This window comes from Mesorhizobium sp. M4A.F.Ca.ET.022.05.2.1 (assembly GCF_003998845.1).
In the GTDB taxonomy this organism is placed as follows: domain Bacteria; phylum Pseudomonadota; class Alphaproteobacteria; order Rhizobiales; family Rhizobiaceae; genus Mesorhizobium.
Window position 1 is genome coordinate 1 of record NZ_RZOJ01000126.1, and the last position, 14,246, is coordinate 14,246.

The window sequence follows — 14,246 nt, forward strand, 5'->3', positions numbered from 1 at the left end:
GTCGTGGGCGGCGTCGATACGGTCGCGCTCGGTCTGGCGGTTCTGCGACATCATGATCACCGGCGCCTGCAGTGCTGCGATCATCGAAAGCACCAGGTTGAGGAAAATAAAGGGATAGGGGTCGAAGGCGTCGCGAGACAGCAGCCAGACATTGCCGAAGGTCCACAAGACCAGGAAGGCGATGAAGGTCAGGATGAACGACCATGAGCCGCCGATGCGGGCGATAGTGTCGGCGACCCGGTCGCCGAACGTCTGGTGAAAGGCGACGGCCTTGTTGGTGTCCTTCGAGATGGTGGTGCGATCAAGCGCGCTTTGCAGCACCCGGCTTTCGAGCTTGCTCAATGCATCCGGCCTTTGCTTCAGCCAGCGGTTCGCCAGATCCTCGACTGTCTTGTTCATGTGTCGCCTCCGTCACCGTCCGCGATAAGAGGTAGAGGCTGCCGGTTCGAACGGGAAGTGGTAGATTGACGCGACTTGCGAGGAACCAAATGGCTGACTTTCAAAGAATCCGCGCCCGTGCGGCAAAGCGCAAGGGCGGCGAAGCGGCGCTGGCGTCGCTGCTCGGGCCGCTGCCGGACAATAAGGCCGTGGCTAAGGTCACGGATGACCGCATCCTGTCGACGATGGCCGAGCGGATTTTCGCCGCCGGTTTCGTCTGGCGCGTCATCGAACAGAAGTGGCCGGGTTTCGAGGAGGCGTTCCTCGGTTTCGAGCCGAAGCGCTTGCTGTTCCAGCCCGACGATTTCTGGCATGAACTCGCCTCCGACAAGCGCATCGTGCGCAATCCGCAGAAGATCAAGGCCGTCCGCGACAACGCCGCCTTCGTCGAGCGCGTGTCGAAGGAGCATGGCGGCTTCGGCAAATTCCTCGCCGCCTGGCCGGCCGACGACCAGATCGGGCTGACGGCCTATCTCGGCAAGCACGGCAGCCGGCTGGGCGGCAACACCGGCCAGTACTTCCTGCGCTGGCTGGAGTGGGACACCTTCGTCGTCTCGGCTGACATGGCGGCGGCACTTCGCGATGCCGGCATCGACATCGCCGAGAACCCGACCTCGAAGCGGGACCTCGACAAGATCCAGGCGCAGATCAATCAATGGTCGGCTGAAACCGGCCTTCCGCGCCGGCACATCTCGCGCATCCTGGCGATGTCGATCGGCGAGAACCGCTCCGTGGAAGCGCTGAGCGAGTATATGAATGACTAGGGCTGGGTCGGCGAAATCTCGCGGTCTAAATCGATCGATCGGGATACGATCAACATCCGTCGATCGATCCTATTTGGTACAAGCAATCGCCATTGCCCGGCGATTTCGGCCACGCTAAACCCACTGCATGACCAAGAAGCCCGACATCCTGCGCATCGCCATCGCCCAGCTCAACCCGACCGTCGGTGACGTCGCCGGCAATCTTGCCAAGGCGCGCGAGGCGAGGGCGGATGCGGCCCGGCAGGGCGCCGATCTCGTGCTCTACACCGAGCTCTTCCTCGCCGGCTATCCGCCGGAAGACCTGGTGCTGAAGCCCGCTTTTCTGAAGGCTTGTGAAAAGGCCGCGGAAGATTTCGCCAAGGACACTGCGGATGGCGGTCCCGGCGTCATCATCGGCACGCCCTTGAAGCGCAAGAGCGGCACGCACAATTCGATCATCGTCGCCGATGGCGGCAAGATCCTGGCCGAACGCTACAAGCTCGACCTGCCGAACTATGGGGAGTTCGACGAAAAGCGCGTCTTCCAGGCCGGGCCGGAACTGCAGGGGCCGGTCAACTTCCGCGGCGTGCGCATCGGCATTCCGATCTGCGAGGACATCTGGGGCGAGGTCGCCGTCTGCGAGACGCTGGCCGAAAGCGGCGCCGAGATCCTGCTGGTGCCGAACGGCTCACCCTACTATCGCGCCAAGATCGACGTCCGCCATCAGGTCGTCATCCGCCAGGTCATCGAAACCGGCCTGCCGATGATCTACGCCAACCAACTGGGCGGCCAGGACGAGCTGATCTTCGACGGCGCTTCTTTCGCAATCGGCGCGGACAAGACGCTTGCCTTCCAGATGAGCCAGTTCGAGGACGCGGTCGACGTCACCACCTGGAAGCGCACGGATGACGGCTGGGTCTGCGCGGAAGGGGCGATGTCGAAGATCCCGGAGCGGGAAGAGGCCGACTATCGCGCCTGCATGCTTGGCCTGCGCGACTACGTCAACAAGAACGGCTTCAAGAACGTCGTGCTCGGCCTGTCCGGCGGTATCGATTCGGCGATCTGCGCCGCCCTTGCCGTCGATGCGCTGGGCGAAGAACGGCTGCGCGCGGTGATGATGCCCTACCGCTATACCTCGAAGGATTCGCTGAAGGACGCCGAGGACTGCGCCCGCGCGCTTGGCTGCCGCTACGACATCGTACCGATCTTCGAGCCGGTCGAAGGTTTTCTGCACGCACTGACGCAGATGTTCGAAGGCACCAAGGAAGGCATCACCGAGGAGAACCTGCAGAGCCGCGCGCGCGGCACCATCCTGATGGCGATCTCCAACAAGTTCGGTTCGATGGTCGTCACCACCGGCAACAAGAGCGAGATGTCGGTCGGTTACGCCACGCTTTACGGCGACATGAATGGCGGCTTCAACCCGATCAAGGACCTCTACAAGATGCAGGTCTATGCACTGTCGCGCTGGCGCAACAGCCACGTGCCGCCGGGCGCGCTCGGCCCTTCCGGCGAGGTGATCCCGAAGAACATCATCGACAAGGCGCCGTCGGCGGAGCTGCGCGAGAACCAGACCGACCAGGATTCGCTGCCGCCCTATCCGGTGCTGGACGATATCCTTGAATGCCTGGTCGAGCACGAGATGGGCGTTGACGAGATCGTTGCGCGCGGCCATGACCGGGCGACAGTGGCGCGGGTCGAGCACCTGCTCTACATCGCCGAATACAAGCGCCGGCAGGCCGCACCGGGCGTGAAGATCACTAGGAAGAACTTCGGCCGCGACCGCCGCTATCCGATCACCAACCGGTTCAGGGACGGGCGGTAAGCGCTCCGTCCGCAGCGCAGCCGCATAGCCTGAGCCACGGCAACGGCACAACCCGCCGTTGTTGCAAAATCGTCTCACTGCTTGGACCAGATGCGCATTTGGTCGCAGCCTGGCTTGGCGATGCGCAGGGGCGTCTCTATAAAGGCGTCTCCGCGATTCTCCACCTGGAGGAACCGAATGCCACAATTTGACATCGTTATGCGAGGCCGCGAAGCCTAGGTCCTGATCGAGGCCTCGCGAAGGCTTGCCTTCGCGACAAGAACTCGATCGAGGAGAGGCATCTGCCGCTGCCGGTCGCCGCCGGCATATGGGCGTGCCGCCACTATGCTGAACCTCCGCATTCCCGGCGCCAGATTGGCGCCAACGCGGTTTTCTCAATTTCCAGCTTACCGGGACCGGGCACATTTGCGCCTGGATGACATCATGGCTCGTTTTCGAATCGATCTGCGTGCCGAAGCCTTCCGCAGCGTGCTTGGCTTCACGCTCGGCCATTGGCGGCGCCAGCCGTGGCGGCTTTCGCTGATCATGGCCGCCTTCCTTTTGTCGACGCTGGCCGATGTGCTGACGCCGCTCTATTCCGGACGGCTGGTCGACGCCGTCGCCAGCAGTGGTGCTGCCGACGACGTCGCCTGGAACGCGGCAATCTCAGCCTTCTGGATGCTGGTCGCCCTGGCGCTGACCGGCGTCGTGCTGCGCAACGCCGCCTTCATGGCCATCGTCGAGCTGACGCTGAAGATGATGGCCGACATCGCCGCCGAGGCCTTCCACCGCGTCCAGCGTTTTTCCACCGACTGGCATGCCAACAGCTTCGCCGGCTCGACCGTGCGCAAGATCACGCGCGGCATGTGGGCGCTCGACCTGCTCAATGACACGATCCTGATCGCACTGTTGCCGTCGGTCGTCATGCTCGTCGGCTCGACCCTGCTGCTCGGCTGGTTCTGGCCGCTGATGGGCGCGGTGGTCGCCGCTGGCTCTGTGCTGTTCATCATGGTGACGGCGATGCTGTCGCTTGGCTATGTCGCGCCGGCGGCCCGGCTCGCCAACACATGGGATACGCGCCTTGGCGGTTCACTCGCCGATGCGGTGAGCTGCAATGCCGTGGTCAAGGGTTTCGGCGCCGAGGCGCGCGAGGAAGCGCGTCTTGCCTGGGTCGTCGCCAAATGGCGCGCCCGCACCCGCCGCACCTGGGTGCGCGGCACCGTCAACGGCACCACGCAGGGCACGATGCTTCTGCTGCTGCGGACGGCTGTGATCGGTCTGGCGCTGATGCTGTGGGCGTGGGGCGAGGCCAGCGCCGGCGACGTCGCCTTCGTGCTCACCTCGTTCTTCGTGCTGCAGGGCTATCTGCGCGACATCGGCACGCATATCCGCAACCTGCAGCGTTCGATCAACGACATGGAGGAACTGGTCGACTTCCAGGCCGAACCGCTCGGCATCGAAGACCGGACGACCGCGGGGCCGATCCGCATCAGCGATGGAGGCATCAGCTTCGACAAGGTCACCTTCCACTATGGCAACCATCGGCTGCCGCTCTACCGCGATTTCTCGGTCGAAATCGCGCCCGGCGAGCGCGTCGGGCTGGTCGGCCATTCCGGTTCGGGCAAGACGACCTTCGTCAAGCTGATCCAGCGCCTCTACGATGTGAACGCCGGCAGGATCCTGATCGACGGCCAGGATATTGCCGAGGTGGCGCAGGCATCACTGCGCGCGCAGATCGCCATCGTCCAGCAGGAGCCGATCCTGTTCCACCGCTCGCTGGCCGAGAACATCGCCTATGCCCGGCCCAGCGCCACGCAGCCCGAGATCGAGCATGCGGCGCGGCTGGCGAGCGCGCATGAGTTCATCGCCAACCTGCCGAAAGGCTATGGCACGCTGGTCGGCGAGCGCGGCGTGAAGCTGTCGGGCGGCGAGCGCCAGCGGGTGGCGATCGCGCGTGCCTTCCTCGCCGACGCGCGCGTCCTGATCCTCGACGAGGCGACGTCCAGCCTCGATTCGGAATCGGAGGTGCTGATCCAGCAGGCGATGGAGCGGTTGATGGTCGGCCGCACGACGCTGGTCATCGCCCACCGGCTGTCGACCGTCAGGGCGCTCGACAGGCTGCTGGTGTTCGATCGTGGCCGCATCGTCGAGGAGGGCTCGCATGACCAGCTGATCCGGCTGAACGGCGGCATCTATCGCCGCTTGTTCGAACGCCAGGCGCTCGAGCTGACCAAGGGTCTGGTCATCTGACGTGAAAGAGGGCATCCACTCGCTCCGGACGCCCTTCAAATCGACACAGAGGCAAGGCCCGCTGAGGCGATCAGCCGTAGTGCAACTTCGGCTTCGGCTCGGTGCCGGTGAACTGGACGCCGACGCGATCGTTGCGGCGCCAGCGGACCTCCGATCGGTAGGCGACGCCGTCGACCGGTACATAGAGCAGGAAGCGATCGGGAACGCGGGCGTCCGGCGCGACCTTCAGCTCGGCGCCGCCCTCATTCTGGTTGCGCAAGGTGCAGCTGATCTCGGAATTCTTGATGCCGGTGATGATCGAACCGCCCTTGAGCACGCGCTGGCGGTGCTTGCGACGGCTGTCGCTGGAATTGTTTTCGAGTGGTTGTGTGGTGTTGGTCATCGCCAAGTATGCCAGGGCAGCCGAATCGATCTTAGAGGTCATACTGGCGCGCGGCAATGACCGGTCCGAAGCATGGCTCCGCCGTGCCGGTGTTAGGCGGTCAATTCACGCGAATTTGCGCGGATTGGCGCAGAAATGGGCGATGATCTGGCAGAGGTCCGGCTCGTTGACCATGCGCACGGCTTCGGTCGAGTTCACCCATTTGCGGGTGCGCGCCCGCTTTTCCTTCCAGCGGTCGGCAACGCGGTCGACCCGCAGCGGGAAGACCAGCACCTCGCAAGGCACTTCCTCGCCGGAAGCGAGTGCCTTGGCATAGAAATAGCGGCCGGCTTCGAGATGGGAGACCGTGCCGCGCAACCCGGCTTCTTCGCCGGCCTCGCGCGCCGCCGCCTCGCAAAGCGGCTCCTTGGCTTCCGGCCAACCCTTGGGCAGCACCCAACGGCCGGTGTCGCGGCTGGTGATCAGCATGATCTCGACGCCATCGCCGGCCTCGCGCCAGGGCAAAGCGGCAACCTGCAGGCGGCACGGCGCGGTGCCGAACAGTCGCCGGACCCTTTCGGCTAGATGATAGTGCGTCGTTGGCCTCGTCAACATTGGAGAAGCTAGCCCCAGCCCTCGAACTCGTTGTCGCCTTAAGAAACGAATCTTACGACCGATTATACGCAACAAAAGTAAAAAACTTCACAGGAACTTGTTGAATTCCACCAAGAAAAGTCGATCACGCGAAACAGGGCTCTCGGCGCTCCTTGCTCGCGTAGCAAAAAAATGCACGCTGAATCGTTTCAGTAGAATATCTAACCAGGTCAGCCGGCGTGATCGTCGGCGATCGGCTTCTGGTAAGTGAAGCCCATATCCCAGGGAAAGTAGATCCAGGTATCCTGGCTGACCTCGGTGACGAAGGTATCGACCAGCGGTCGCCCCTTCGGCTTGGCGTAGACGGTGGCGAAATGCGCCTTAGGCATCATGGCGCGTACGATGCCCGCGGTCTTGCCGGTGTCGGTGAGGTCGTCGATGATCAGCACACCGGCGCCGTCGTCGGCGAGCAACGCCGGCGTGATTTCCTTCAGAACCTGCAACTGCCCCTGGCTGGTGTAGTCGTGATAGGAGGCGACGCAAACCGTCTCGATGACCCGGATGCCGAGCTCGCGCGAGATGATGGCGGCTGGCACAAGGCCGCCGCGGGTGATGCAGACGATCGCCTTCCACTGCCCCTTGCTGGCGCCGGCAAGCCGCCAGGCAAGCGCGCGGGCGTCGCGGTGGAACTGGTCCCAGGAGACCGGGAAGGCTTTTTCGGGAAGGGACATTTTTCGCGCACTCCGCAACACGCGACCAGGCGCGTGACGACATCCAAGGGGAATGCAGGCGGAATTAGCGGGAAAATGCCGCCCTTGGCAAGGTGGCGGCTAGCGATACCGGTGGACTTAACGCCGCGCTTGCTTTGAACGGCGTTAGGTCATCTAGACAGGAAGGCCGCCACTGGCGCGGTGCGCAGCACCGTGCGTGTCACGCCGCCGAACAGCAGTTGGCGCAGCCAGGAATGGCTGTAAGCGCCGAGCACGAGCAAGTCGGCGCCGGTCTCGGCGATGCGTGTCTGGATCAGGTCATCGACGGAACCGCCATTCGACCTCTGCACCGAGACGCTGACGGTGGCGCCGTGCCTGGAGAGCGCCGCGGCGATCTCGGCGCCGGCGGCCTCCGGGGCTTCGTCCAGCGTCTCCGGCGGATCGATGATCAATATGTCCGTCTTCTCCGCCTCGCTGATGAAGGGCAGGGCGTCGAAGGCGGCGCGTGCGGCCTCCTTGCTGCCGTTCCAGGCCAGGAGCACACGCTTGAAGGTTGTGATGAGGGGGCCTTCATGCGGCACCACGAGCACGGGCCGTCCGGCATCATAGACCAGCGTGTCGACATCGGCGCTCGGATCGCCGCCGGTGTCGCGCTGGGCGGCGATGATCAGGTCGGCTGCACGGACGCTTGAAATGCCGGTCAGCGCGCTGTCGCCGGAAAAGCTCTCGAGGCTGCGCCACTCGAAGGATAGGCCCGACGCTTCGATGCGCCTCAGGAAAAGCGCTTCCAGCTTGTCGGCGCGTTCCCGGTTCATCTCGGCCGACACCTGCAGGAACTCGGTGTCCGGAAAGCCGGTCGCCGAGGTGTAGGGGACTGGAAGCGCCTCGGCATGGATGCCGACGAGATGGCTTTGAAAGCGGTCGGCAAGCGGGATGGCGCAATCGAGCACGCGCTCGGCGTCCTGCTCGTTCTGCAATATGGCGACGATGGTCTTGAAGCGCATGGCAATCCCTCATCTTGCGGCGATCGAAAATCGCCTGCGACAAACGCTAGAGGAGCGCGCTTGGTTCCGGAATGACCTGGATCAACCGGCCGCCTTGGCGAGGCCGGCCACCATGGCTTCGACATCCCTGCGCGCGGCCTCCAGCGCTTCCTCGCTGCGGGCGCGCACGACGAGTTCGGTCCAGAACTTGCCGTCGCCATATTTCGGGTAAGAGCCGATGATGGTGTCGGAATGCGCCTTCTGGATATCGGCCAGGGGGCCGCCGATCAGGCCCTCGCCGAACGGGCACTGGACCGTCACCGACAGCATTTTGGTCCCCGCCTTCAGCGTCGGCACGACATTGTCGAGCATGGCCTGGAAGATCGACGGCACGCCGGCCATGACATGGACGTTGCCGATGCGGAAGCCCGGCGCGATAGACACCGGATTGTCGATATGGTCGGCGCCACGCGGCATGCGCGCCATGCGCTTCCTCGCCTCGGTGTATTCAATGCCGCGCGCGGCATAGCTCGCTTCCAGCATCGCATAGGCCTTGGCGTCGTATTCGCATGGCACGCTGAACGCCTTGGCGATCGAATCGGCGGTGATGTCGTCATGCGTGGGGCCGATGCCGCCGGTGGTGAAGACGTAGGTGTAGCGAGCGCGCACGGCATTGACCGCGGCGACGATCTCGTCCTCCTCGTCGGCAACGATGCGCACTTCCTTCAGGTCGATGCCTATGGCCGTCATGATGTCGGCAAGGTGGCCGATGTTCTTGTCCTTGGTCCGGCCCGACAGGATCTCGTCGCCGATGACGAGCATGGCGGCGGTGACAATTTCAGGCATGGCTGGCTCCGGCAAACAGGGTCGCCTGAGATAGCGCGGCGATGGGCCGCCGGCAATCAGCCAGCACTATGCCACGGCGGCGCCTTGCAGCGACATCTGCGGCGGGTAATCTGCCTCGGTCTGCTGCGGGTGGAAGATGTCGATATCGATTCTGTGGTGGCTGCTCGGTGGCGTGGTCGTGCTGGCGGTCGTGGTGCTTCTTTTTTTGGTGCTGGCGACATGGTGGATCGCCGCCAAGGCGAAACGGCTGGTGCCGGCGCGCTGAACGTTTGTCGAGATCGACGGCAACCGCATCCATTATGTCGAGGAAGGCGAGGGCAGGCCGATCGTTTTCCTGCATGGGCTAGGCGCCCAGCACCATCATTTCCGCCACACGCTGTTCGGCCGTTTTGGCCCCGGATATAGGCTGATCGCGCTCGACCGTCCGGGCTCTGGCTATTCGGTGCGGGCTGGCGACGCCACCGGGCGACTGCCCGAGCAGGCCGAAATCGTGCGGCGCTTCATCGACAAGCTGGGGCTGGAGAAGCCGCTGGTCGTTGGTCATTCGCTGGGCGGCGCAATCGCGCTGACGCTGGCGGTGGAGCACCCCGGGAGGATTTCGGGCATCGCCTTGCTCGCACCCCTGACGCATCTGGAAACCAGGGTGCGCCAGAAATTCGACCTGCTCTACGTTCCTTCGCGGCTGCTGCGCCGGATCATGGCGTATACGGTGGCGATACCGTTGAGTTTGAAATACGCGGAGCCGACAATGAGGTTCATCTTCGCGAGCAGGCCGTTCCAGGTGACTATATGACCGGAGGAGGCGGCTGGCTCGGGTTGCGGCCCGCCCATTTCCATGCAACCTCGACCGATGTTGTTGCGGTGGAACAGGATCTCGGCCGCATCGAGCAGCGCTATGGCGAGATCGCCATGCCTGCCGGCATTTTGTTCGGCACCGCCGACCGCGTCATTGGCATGGCTGTCCATGGCCAACCGATGCGGGACAGGCTCAAAGGGCTCGATTTCGAGGCCGTCGACGGCGTGGGCCACATGCCGCAATTCATCGAGCCGGAGCGCGTCGCCGCTTTCGTCAGGCGCATTGCCGAGCGGGCGTTTGCTGGCTGAACATCACCCAGCCCTCACGACAATTCACTGAACCTTCGACGTGACCATCGGGTCTGACCCATGTCGCATCAGGGAGCAAAACCAATGATGATGAGACTGCTTGCAGCCTCGGCTTTGACGATCGGCCTCGCCACATCGGCATTGGCCCAGTCGGCCGAGACAACGTCTGGAAGCCATCGCAACTGGCTGTTCGAAACGAAGACACGTTCCCCGTCGATCGCAACACCACGGCCAGCATTGCCGGCAGCGATGCGTCAGGCCTGAACACGCTGGGCAACCCCGGCCCGGCCGGGCCTTGCGCCTCTAGCACGTCCGGACCCGACGCCAATGCCGGGCAAGAACGTCAACGATCAGTATTGCGGCAAGTAGCAGACCGCACGCTTTCCAAGTGGCGGCAGGGTGCCATGGCGGGTATCGGCGGCCGCTGTGGCAAGGGCCGCGCCAGGAGCAGACGCTAGTCGGAAACTTCGGTTTGTGGCCGATCCCGGCCGTCGGCCAGTTCGTCGTGCCAATTGCCTTCGGCGTCCTCGTATTGGATGCCGTCCGTGGCGCCGGCGATCTGCTGCTCGGCCGAAGCGATCTCGGCGGCGCGCAGCGCGTCCTGGTGGGTAGGGAACGTCTCCGAAAAGGTCGCACCGACCTTGTAGGCCCAGCCGCCATCGTGCTCGACGATCTTGTAAGTCAGCTTCGCCATGAAGTCCTCCGGTTGAAAAGCCCCCTTTTGCTCAATGCAGCCGATCGTCGGGCAAGCGGTCGTCGGGCACCAGCACTTCCGATTCCTTGGCCGCTTCGATCAAGGCCCTGCGCGCATCCGCCGTCGAACGATATCCTTCCAGCACTTTGAGGCAAGTGTCGACGGCATCACGATGCCGCGGGCCGCGATTGAGCGGCCAAACCGTCATCAGGCATTCCGCCGCTTCTTTTGTGCTGCGGATCTGGCGATATTTGCCGACATGGCCGAGTTCGACCACCACCGGCTTTTCAAAAGGCTTGCTGTCCATCATGGCCGCAAACGCAAAGCAGCCAATTTGGTTGCAATCGTGTCTTCCAGGCTGCGCCCAAACGTCTCAGCGAAGTTGGTCAGCCCGCCGCCTTCATCCAATGCCGCATCGTCGTCACCGAGCGGGCAAGCTGCGGCGCCGGGTGGATTTCCTCGCCGAAGGTGGCCGCGTGCCAGCGAACGCCGCCGCATCTCTGGCGCGAAGCAGGTAACGTGATTAGACTTGAAGTCGGAGAGACCTAATGCCGGGCCCGTTCGAAGCCGTTAGCACATACTTCCATGCGAAGGATGGGAACCGTCCATTCTTGATGCGGCGCGCCTTTACTGAAGACATCCATCTGGAAATGGTCGTGAAGACCGAAGCCATCTCCTTTCCGAGTTCGGCCGACGGGGTGGCCGCGATCGAAGAGATTCTTAGTCGTGGTTTCGCCAATGATTTCGAGAACGTCTACACCTTCTGCCTTGCGCAACCAACGGAGGCCAATCGGCGCCATTTTCCATGCCACTGGCTGGTCGGTATGTCGGCCAAGAACAATGGTCCAATTCGGGTCGGGAGCGGGCGCTACGACTGGTATTTTACACGGGGTGCACAGTGCAAGGTCGAAAAGCTGGTCATCACCATAGATGTGATGCAGATATTTCCTGCTGATAAGCTTGACCGGATCATGGGCTGGATTACGAATCTGCCTTATCCCTGGTGCGAGCCCGGGGAGATGATGAGAGAAATGCCGCGCCTTGAAGGGCTTGCACCCATTCAGCGCTACCTGAAGGAGATTCGGCCAATTCCGCCGGAGCGCTGATGCCCCGGAAGAAAAGCCGCTAACAACCTGCACCAGACACGAGGCGGTGAAAAATGCCGCCCTGGACCAATGGCTGGCCCGATTGCATGAATGGCGGTTCGCGGCTAGGCCCCGTGCGCGGGCACGGGTTCATCGGAGTTCATCATGGAAGATCGCATTCGCATCCGCTCGGAAGAGGTGCTGTCCGACGACTGGGCGGTCCTGAAGAAGACGGTGCTCGATTATCGCCGACGCGACGGGCAGTGGGAGACGCAGATCCGCCAGACCTACGATCGCGGCGATGGCGCGGTGATTCTGCCCTTTGATCCCGCTCGCTCGACCGTGCTCTTGGTGCGGCAGTTCCGGTATCCGGCCTATGTCACCGGCCATCGCGAACCCCTGATCGAGGCCTGCGCTGGCCTGCTCGACGAGAACGACCCGGAAACCTGCATCCGCAAGGAGGCGGAGGAGGAGCTCGGCTACCGGCTGAAGGACGTCGAGCGGCTGTTCGCGCCCTATATGAGCCCGGGCAGCGTGACGGAGCGGCTCTGGTTCTTCGTCGCGCGCTACACCCCGGCCGACCGCATCTCGGCCGGCGGCGGCGCGCCGGAAGAGGGTGAGGATATCGAGGTCCTGGAGATGACGCTCGACGACGCGCTGGCCGGCATCGCCGACGGGCGCATTGTCGATGCCAAGACGATCATCCTGATCCAGCACCTGAAATTGTACCCGATCCCGGCTTGAAGGCTGCCGGGCGCCAAGTTCCGGCGCCAGCCCACGCAGCGTCCGCACAAGGGCGGTTGACGTTTCGGCCCGAAGCCCCGAAAAGCAACGGGCGCGGACGTGGCGGAACTGGTAGACGCAAGGGACTTAAAATCCCTCGATCTCTGATCGTACGGGTTCGATTCCCGTCGTCCGCACCATCGCACTGGCGCGATCACGGAATTACGCTCAGCGCCCACCTTGCTAAGTTCCTCTGGCGGCGGACTTGATCCGCCTAGGGCCGGCGTCTTACCCCAAAGCCCCCCGCCCAACAGGCGCCGGCCTCTTTTTGTCAGAGATTATTGCGATCACTCCTCGCGAAACTCCTGGTTCTGTTCCGTTAGCGGTCGCTGAAATACCTTGTCGCGATTGAGCATTCACCCTAAACTCTGCCCTTCTCAAAGCGTGCCCAGTCCTCCGGTTTGACACAGGGGGTAGCGAATGCGCTGCGTTTTGCTTTTGCTTCCATTGGTGCTTTTGCACCTTCCGATTGCAACGCATGCCGCCGCTATCCACGACGCCGCCACGAAGGGCGATGTCGCGGCGATCACCGCAGCGCTCGACGCAGGTGCTGGCGTTGATGAGAGCGATGGGAAAGCGACACCACTCTATCTTGCGGTTAAGAGTGGGCATTTTGCGGCGGCAAAACTGCTCATGGATCGCGGTGCCGACGTCAACGCCGCCCCGACACCGCTTTTGGGTCCTGCTCTCATGCCGGCTTTGGCAAAACGCAGGATCGACTTGATCAAACTGTTGCTGGACGGAGGCGCAAATCCAAATTCGAAGCGCAGCCGCGAAAACGCTATCCACATCGCGGTCAATCTGGGTTGCCTCGATTGCGTGAGGGCACTGGTCGAGGCCGGCGCGGACGTCAATGCGAAGACAAAGGACGGCAAGACGCCGCTCCATCTGGCAAAATTCAAGGGGCTACGCGAAATCGCTGACTATCTCATGTCGCACGGCGTCATCTTGCCAACGCCGTCTCCGATCTCGATGAAGTTGGCTACCGCCGATATTGAGAAAGGCCGAACCTCCTTCACCCGACTATGTGCCGGTTGCCACAATGTCGAGCCACAGGGAGGAACCAAGACGGGGCCGAACTTGTGGAGTGTCGTCGGCCGCGATAAGGCCTCTATGACAAAAATGCGTTATTCCGACACCTTGCTGGGCTGGGAAGGCGTGTGGACGTACGAGGACCTGAACAAATATCTGCTTGAGCCCATGGTCACTACGCCAGGCGTTTACATGGAGATGCCCGGTGTTCCGGATGAGACTGAACGGGTCAATCTCATCGCCTACTTACACACACTCAGTGACAAGCCGATCCCGCTGCCCTGAACCCCTCGTCCTACCCCAGGAGGGCTTGGCCGGGTCGCTGTGTAAGGTCGTAATCGCGCATCAACCGACCTCCCGATACCTACTCCGATTTAGCAATCTCTCAGCTATGGACTCGATTGCTGTGTGGAAGCATTCTCGGCGCTCGGGGAGAGAAGGGCGTGGATAAATTAAACATAGGGGCTGATCAGGCTAAACGCTGGCGAGACCAGGCCCTGCGCGGTCGGAGGAGGCGCCTTTCGCGCGGCGCCGTGTCGTGGGCGCTGATCCTGGTGGCGATAATCATTCTCTGCGGTCTGATTGTGCTGAAAGCCCACTAGTAAGCGTCACTTCAGGCTTTGCGTGGCACTTTGGACACCCAAGGGTGGACACACAGAGATGACTTAAAATCACTCGATTTCCGATCGTACGGGTTCGATTCCCGTCGTCGCATCATGGTACTGGCGCGATCGCGGAATTACCCTTTTCGCCCATGTCGTTAGGTTAATCTGGTGGCGGACTTGATCCGCCCAGGCCGGCGTCTTTCAGGCCCCACCC

17 protein-coding genes and 1 tRNA gene are annotated in these 14,246 nt (G+C 62.8%); 10 read left to right on the forward strand and 8 right to left on the reverse strand.

Going from position 1 to position 14,246, the window contains the following annotated elements; translation table 11 throughout:
• The coding region (locus EN745_RS15815; RefSeq protein ID WP_127421713.1) for a DUF1003 domain-containing protein at window positions 1–399 on the reverse strand (399 nt) is incomplete at its 3' end.
• Window positions 400–488: 89 nt separating this feature from the next.
• On the opposite strand from EN745_RS15815, the gene EN745_RS15820 reads away from it, so the two are divergent.
• From EN745_RS15820 to EN745_RS15830, 3 genes are all read left to right on the forward strand, one after another.
• On the forward strand, window positions 489–1,202 hold the full coding sequence (locus EN745_RS15820) for a DNA-3-methyladenine glycosylase I (RefSeq protein ID WP_127421714.1): 714 nt from the start codon (window positions 489–491) through the stop codon (window positions 1,200–1,202).
• A 127-nt stretch (window positions 1,203–1,329) separates the two neighbouring features.
• Window positions 1,330–3,006, forward strand: coding sequence for an NAD+ synthase (locus EN745_RS15825; RefSeq protein ID WP_127421715.1), 1,677 nt, complete (start codon window positions 1,330–1,332; stop codon window positions 3,004–3,006).
• Between the two features lie 423 nt (window positions 3,007–3,429).
• Complete coding sequence (locus tag EN745_RS15830) at window positions 3,430–5,235, forward strand: ABC transporter ATP-binding protein (RefSeq protein ID WP_127421716.1); 1,806 nt, start codon at window positions 3,430–3,432, stop codon at window positions 5,233–5,235.
• Window positions 5,236–5,305: 70 nt separating this feature from the next.
• On the opposite strand, the gene EN745_RS15835 is transcribed toward EN745_RS15830, so the two are convergent.
• The 5 genes from EN745_RS15835 to EN745_RS15855 form a co-directional block, all read right to left on the reverse strand.
• Entirely contained in the window at window positions 5,306–5,617 is a 312-nt protein-coding gene (locus EN745_RS15835) for a PilZ domain-containing protein (protein ID WP_126054324.1), read from the reverse strand.
• A 105-nt stretch (window positions 5,618–5,722) separates the two neighbouring features.
• On the reverse strand, window positions 5,723–6,211 hold the full coding sequence (locus EN745_RS15840) for an NUDIX hydrolase (protein ID WP_126054325.1): 489 nt from the start codon (window positions 6,209–6,211) through the stop codon (window positions 5,723–5,725).
• 209 nt (window positions 6,212–6,420) lie between these two features.
• Window positions 6,421–6,921: a xanthine phosphoribosyltransferase gene (gene gpt, locus EN745_RS15845; protein WP_027145490.1), complete on the reverse strand. Its 501-nt coding sequence runs from the start codon at window positions 6,919–6,921 to the stop codon at window positions 6,421–6,423.
• 149 nt (window positions 6,922–7,070) lie between these two features.
• Window positions 7,071–7,904 carry a universal stress protein gene (locus tag EN745_RS15850; protein WP_126054326.1) on the reverse strand — a complete coding sequence of 278 codons (834 nt, stop codon included), beginning with the start codon at window positions 7,902–7,904 and terminating at the stop codon, window positions 7,071–7,073.
• 81 nt (window positions 7,905–7,985) lie between these two features.
• Window positions 7,986–8,729 carry a competence/damage-inducible protein A gene (locus EN745_RS15855; protein WP_126054327.1) on the reverse strand — a complete coding sequence of 248 codons (744 nt, stop codon included), beginning with the start codon at window positions 8,727–8,729 and terminating at the stop codon, window positions 7,986–7,988.
• Window positions 8,730–8,865: 136 nt separating this feature from the next.
• Between EN745_RS15855 and EN745_RS37510 the strand changes: the two genes are divergently transcribed.
• From EN745_RS37510 to EN745_RS37025, 3 genes are all read left to right on the forward strand, one after another.
• Complete coding sequence (locus tag EN745_RS37510; protein WP_281034777.1) at window positions 8,866–8,994, forward strand: hypothetical protein; 129 nt, start codon at window positions 8,866–8,868, stop codon at window positions 8,992–8,994.
• A 111-nt stretch (window positions 8,995–9,105) separates the two neighbouring features.
• The gene (locus EN745_RS37020; RefSeq protein ID WP_245487744.1) at window positions 9,106–9,522 is read left to right on the forward strand and encodes an alpha/beta fold hydrolase; all 417 of its coding nucleotides are present in this window, start codon (window positions 9,106–9,108) and stop codon (window positions 9,520–9,522) included.
• The gene (locus tag EN745_RS37025) at window positions 9,519–9,833 is read left to right on the forward strand and encodes a hypothetical protein (RefSeq protein WP_245455457.1); all 315 of its coding nucleotides are present in this window, start codon (window positions 9,519–9,521) and stop codon (window positions 9,831–9,833) included. The genes EN745_RS37020 and EN745_RS37025 overlap by 4 nt, the downstream gene beginning before the upstream one ends.
• Window positions 9,834–10,287: 454 nt before the next feature.
• Here EN745_RS37025 and EN745_RS15870 read toward each other — a convergent pair whose 3' ends face one another.
• Together EN745_RS15870 and EN745_RS15875 are read right to left on the reverse strand one after the other, a co-directional pair.
• Entirely contained in the window at window positions 10,288–10,527 is a 240-nt protein-coding gene (locus tag EN745_RS15870) for a DUF2188 domain-containing protein (RefSeq protein ID WP_126054328.1), read from the reverse strand.
• Window positions 10,528–10,558: 31 nt separating this feature from the next.
• Entirely contained in the window at window positions 10,559–10,837 is a 279-nt protein-coding gene (locus tag EN745_RS15875) for a DUF982 domain-containing protein (protein WP_126054329.1), read from the reverse strand.
• A 238-nt stretch (window positions 10,838–11,075) separates the two neighbouring features.
• Between EN745_RS15875 and EN745_RS15880 the strand changes: the two genes are divergently transcribed.
• The 4 genes from EN745_RS15880 to EN745_RS15895 all read left to right on the forward strand — a co-directional run bounded on the left by EN745_RS15880 (window position 11,076) and on the right by EN745_RS15895 (window position 13,712).
• A complete protein-coding gene (locus tag EN745_RS15880; protein ID WP_127421717.1) occupies window positions 11,076–11,633 on the forward strand; it encodes a hypothetical protein in 558 nt (185 codons plus the stop codon).
• A gap of 144 nt (window positions 11,634–11,777) precedes the next feature.
• On the forward strand, window positions 11,778–12,356 hold the full coding sequence (locus EN745_RS15885; RefSeq protein WP_127421718.1) for an NUDIX domain-containing protein: 579 nt from the start codon (window positions 11,778–11,780) through the stop codon (window positions 12,354–12,356).
• Between the two features lie 93 nt (window positions 12,357–12,449).
• Window positions 12,450–12,535: transfer RNA gene (locus EN745_RS15890), tRNA-Leu, on the forward strand.
• Window positions 12,536–12,815: 280 nt separating this feature from the next.
• A complete protein-coding gene (locus EN745_RS15895; protein WP_127421719.1) occupies window positions 12,816–13,712 on the forward strand; it encodes an ankyrin repeat domain-containing protein in 897 nt (298 codons plus the stop codon).
• Window positions 13,713–14,246: the final 534 nt, after the last annotated feature.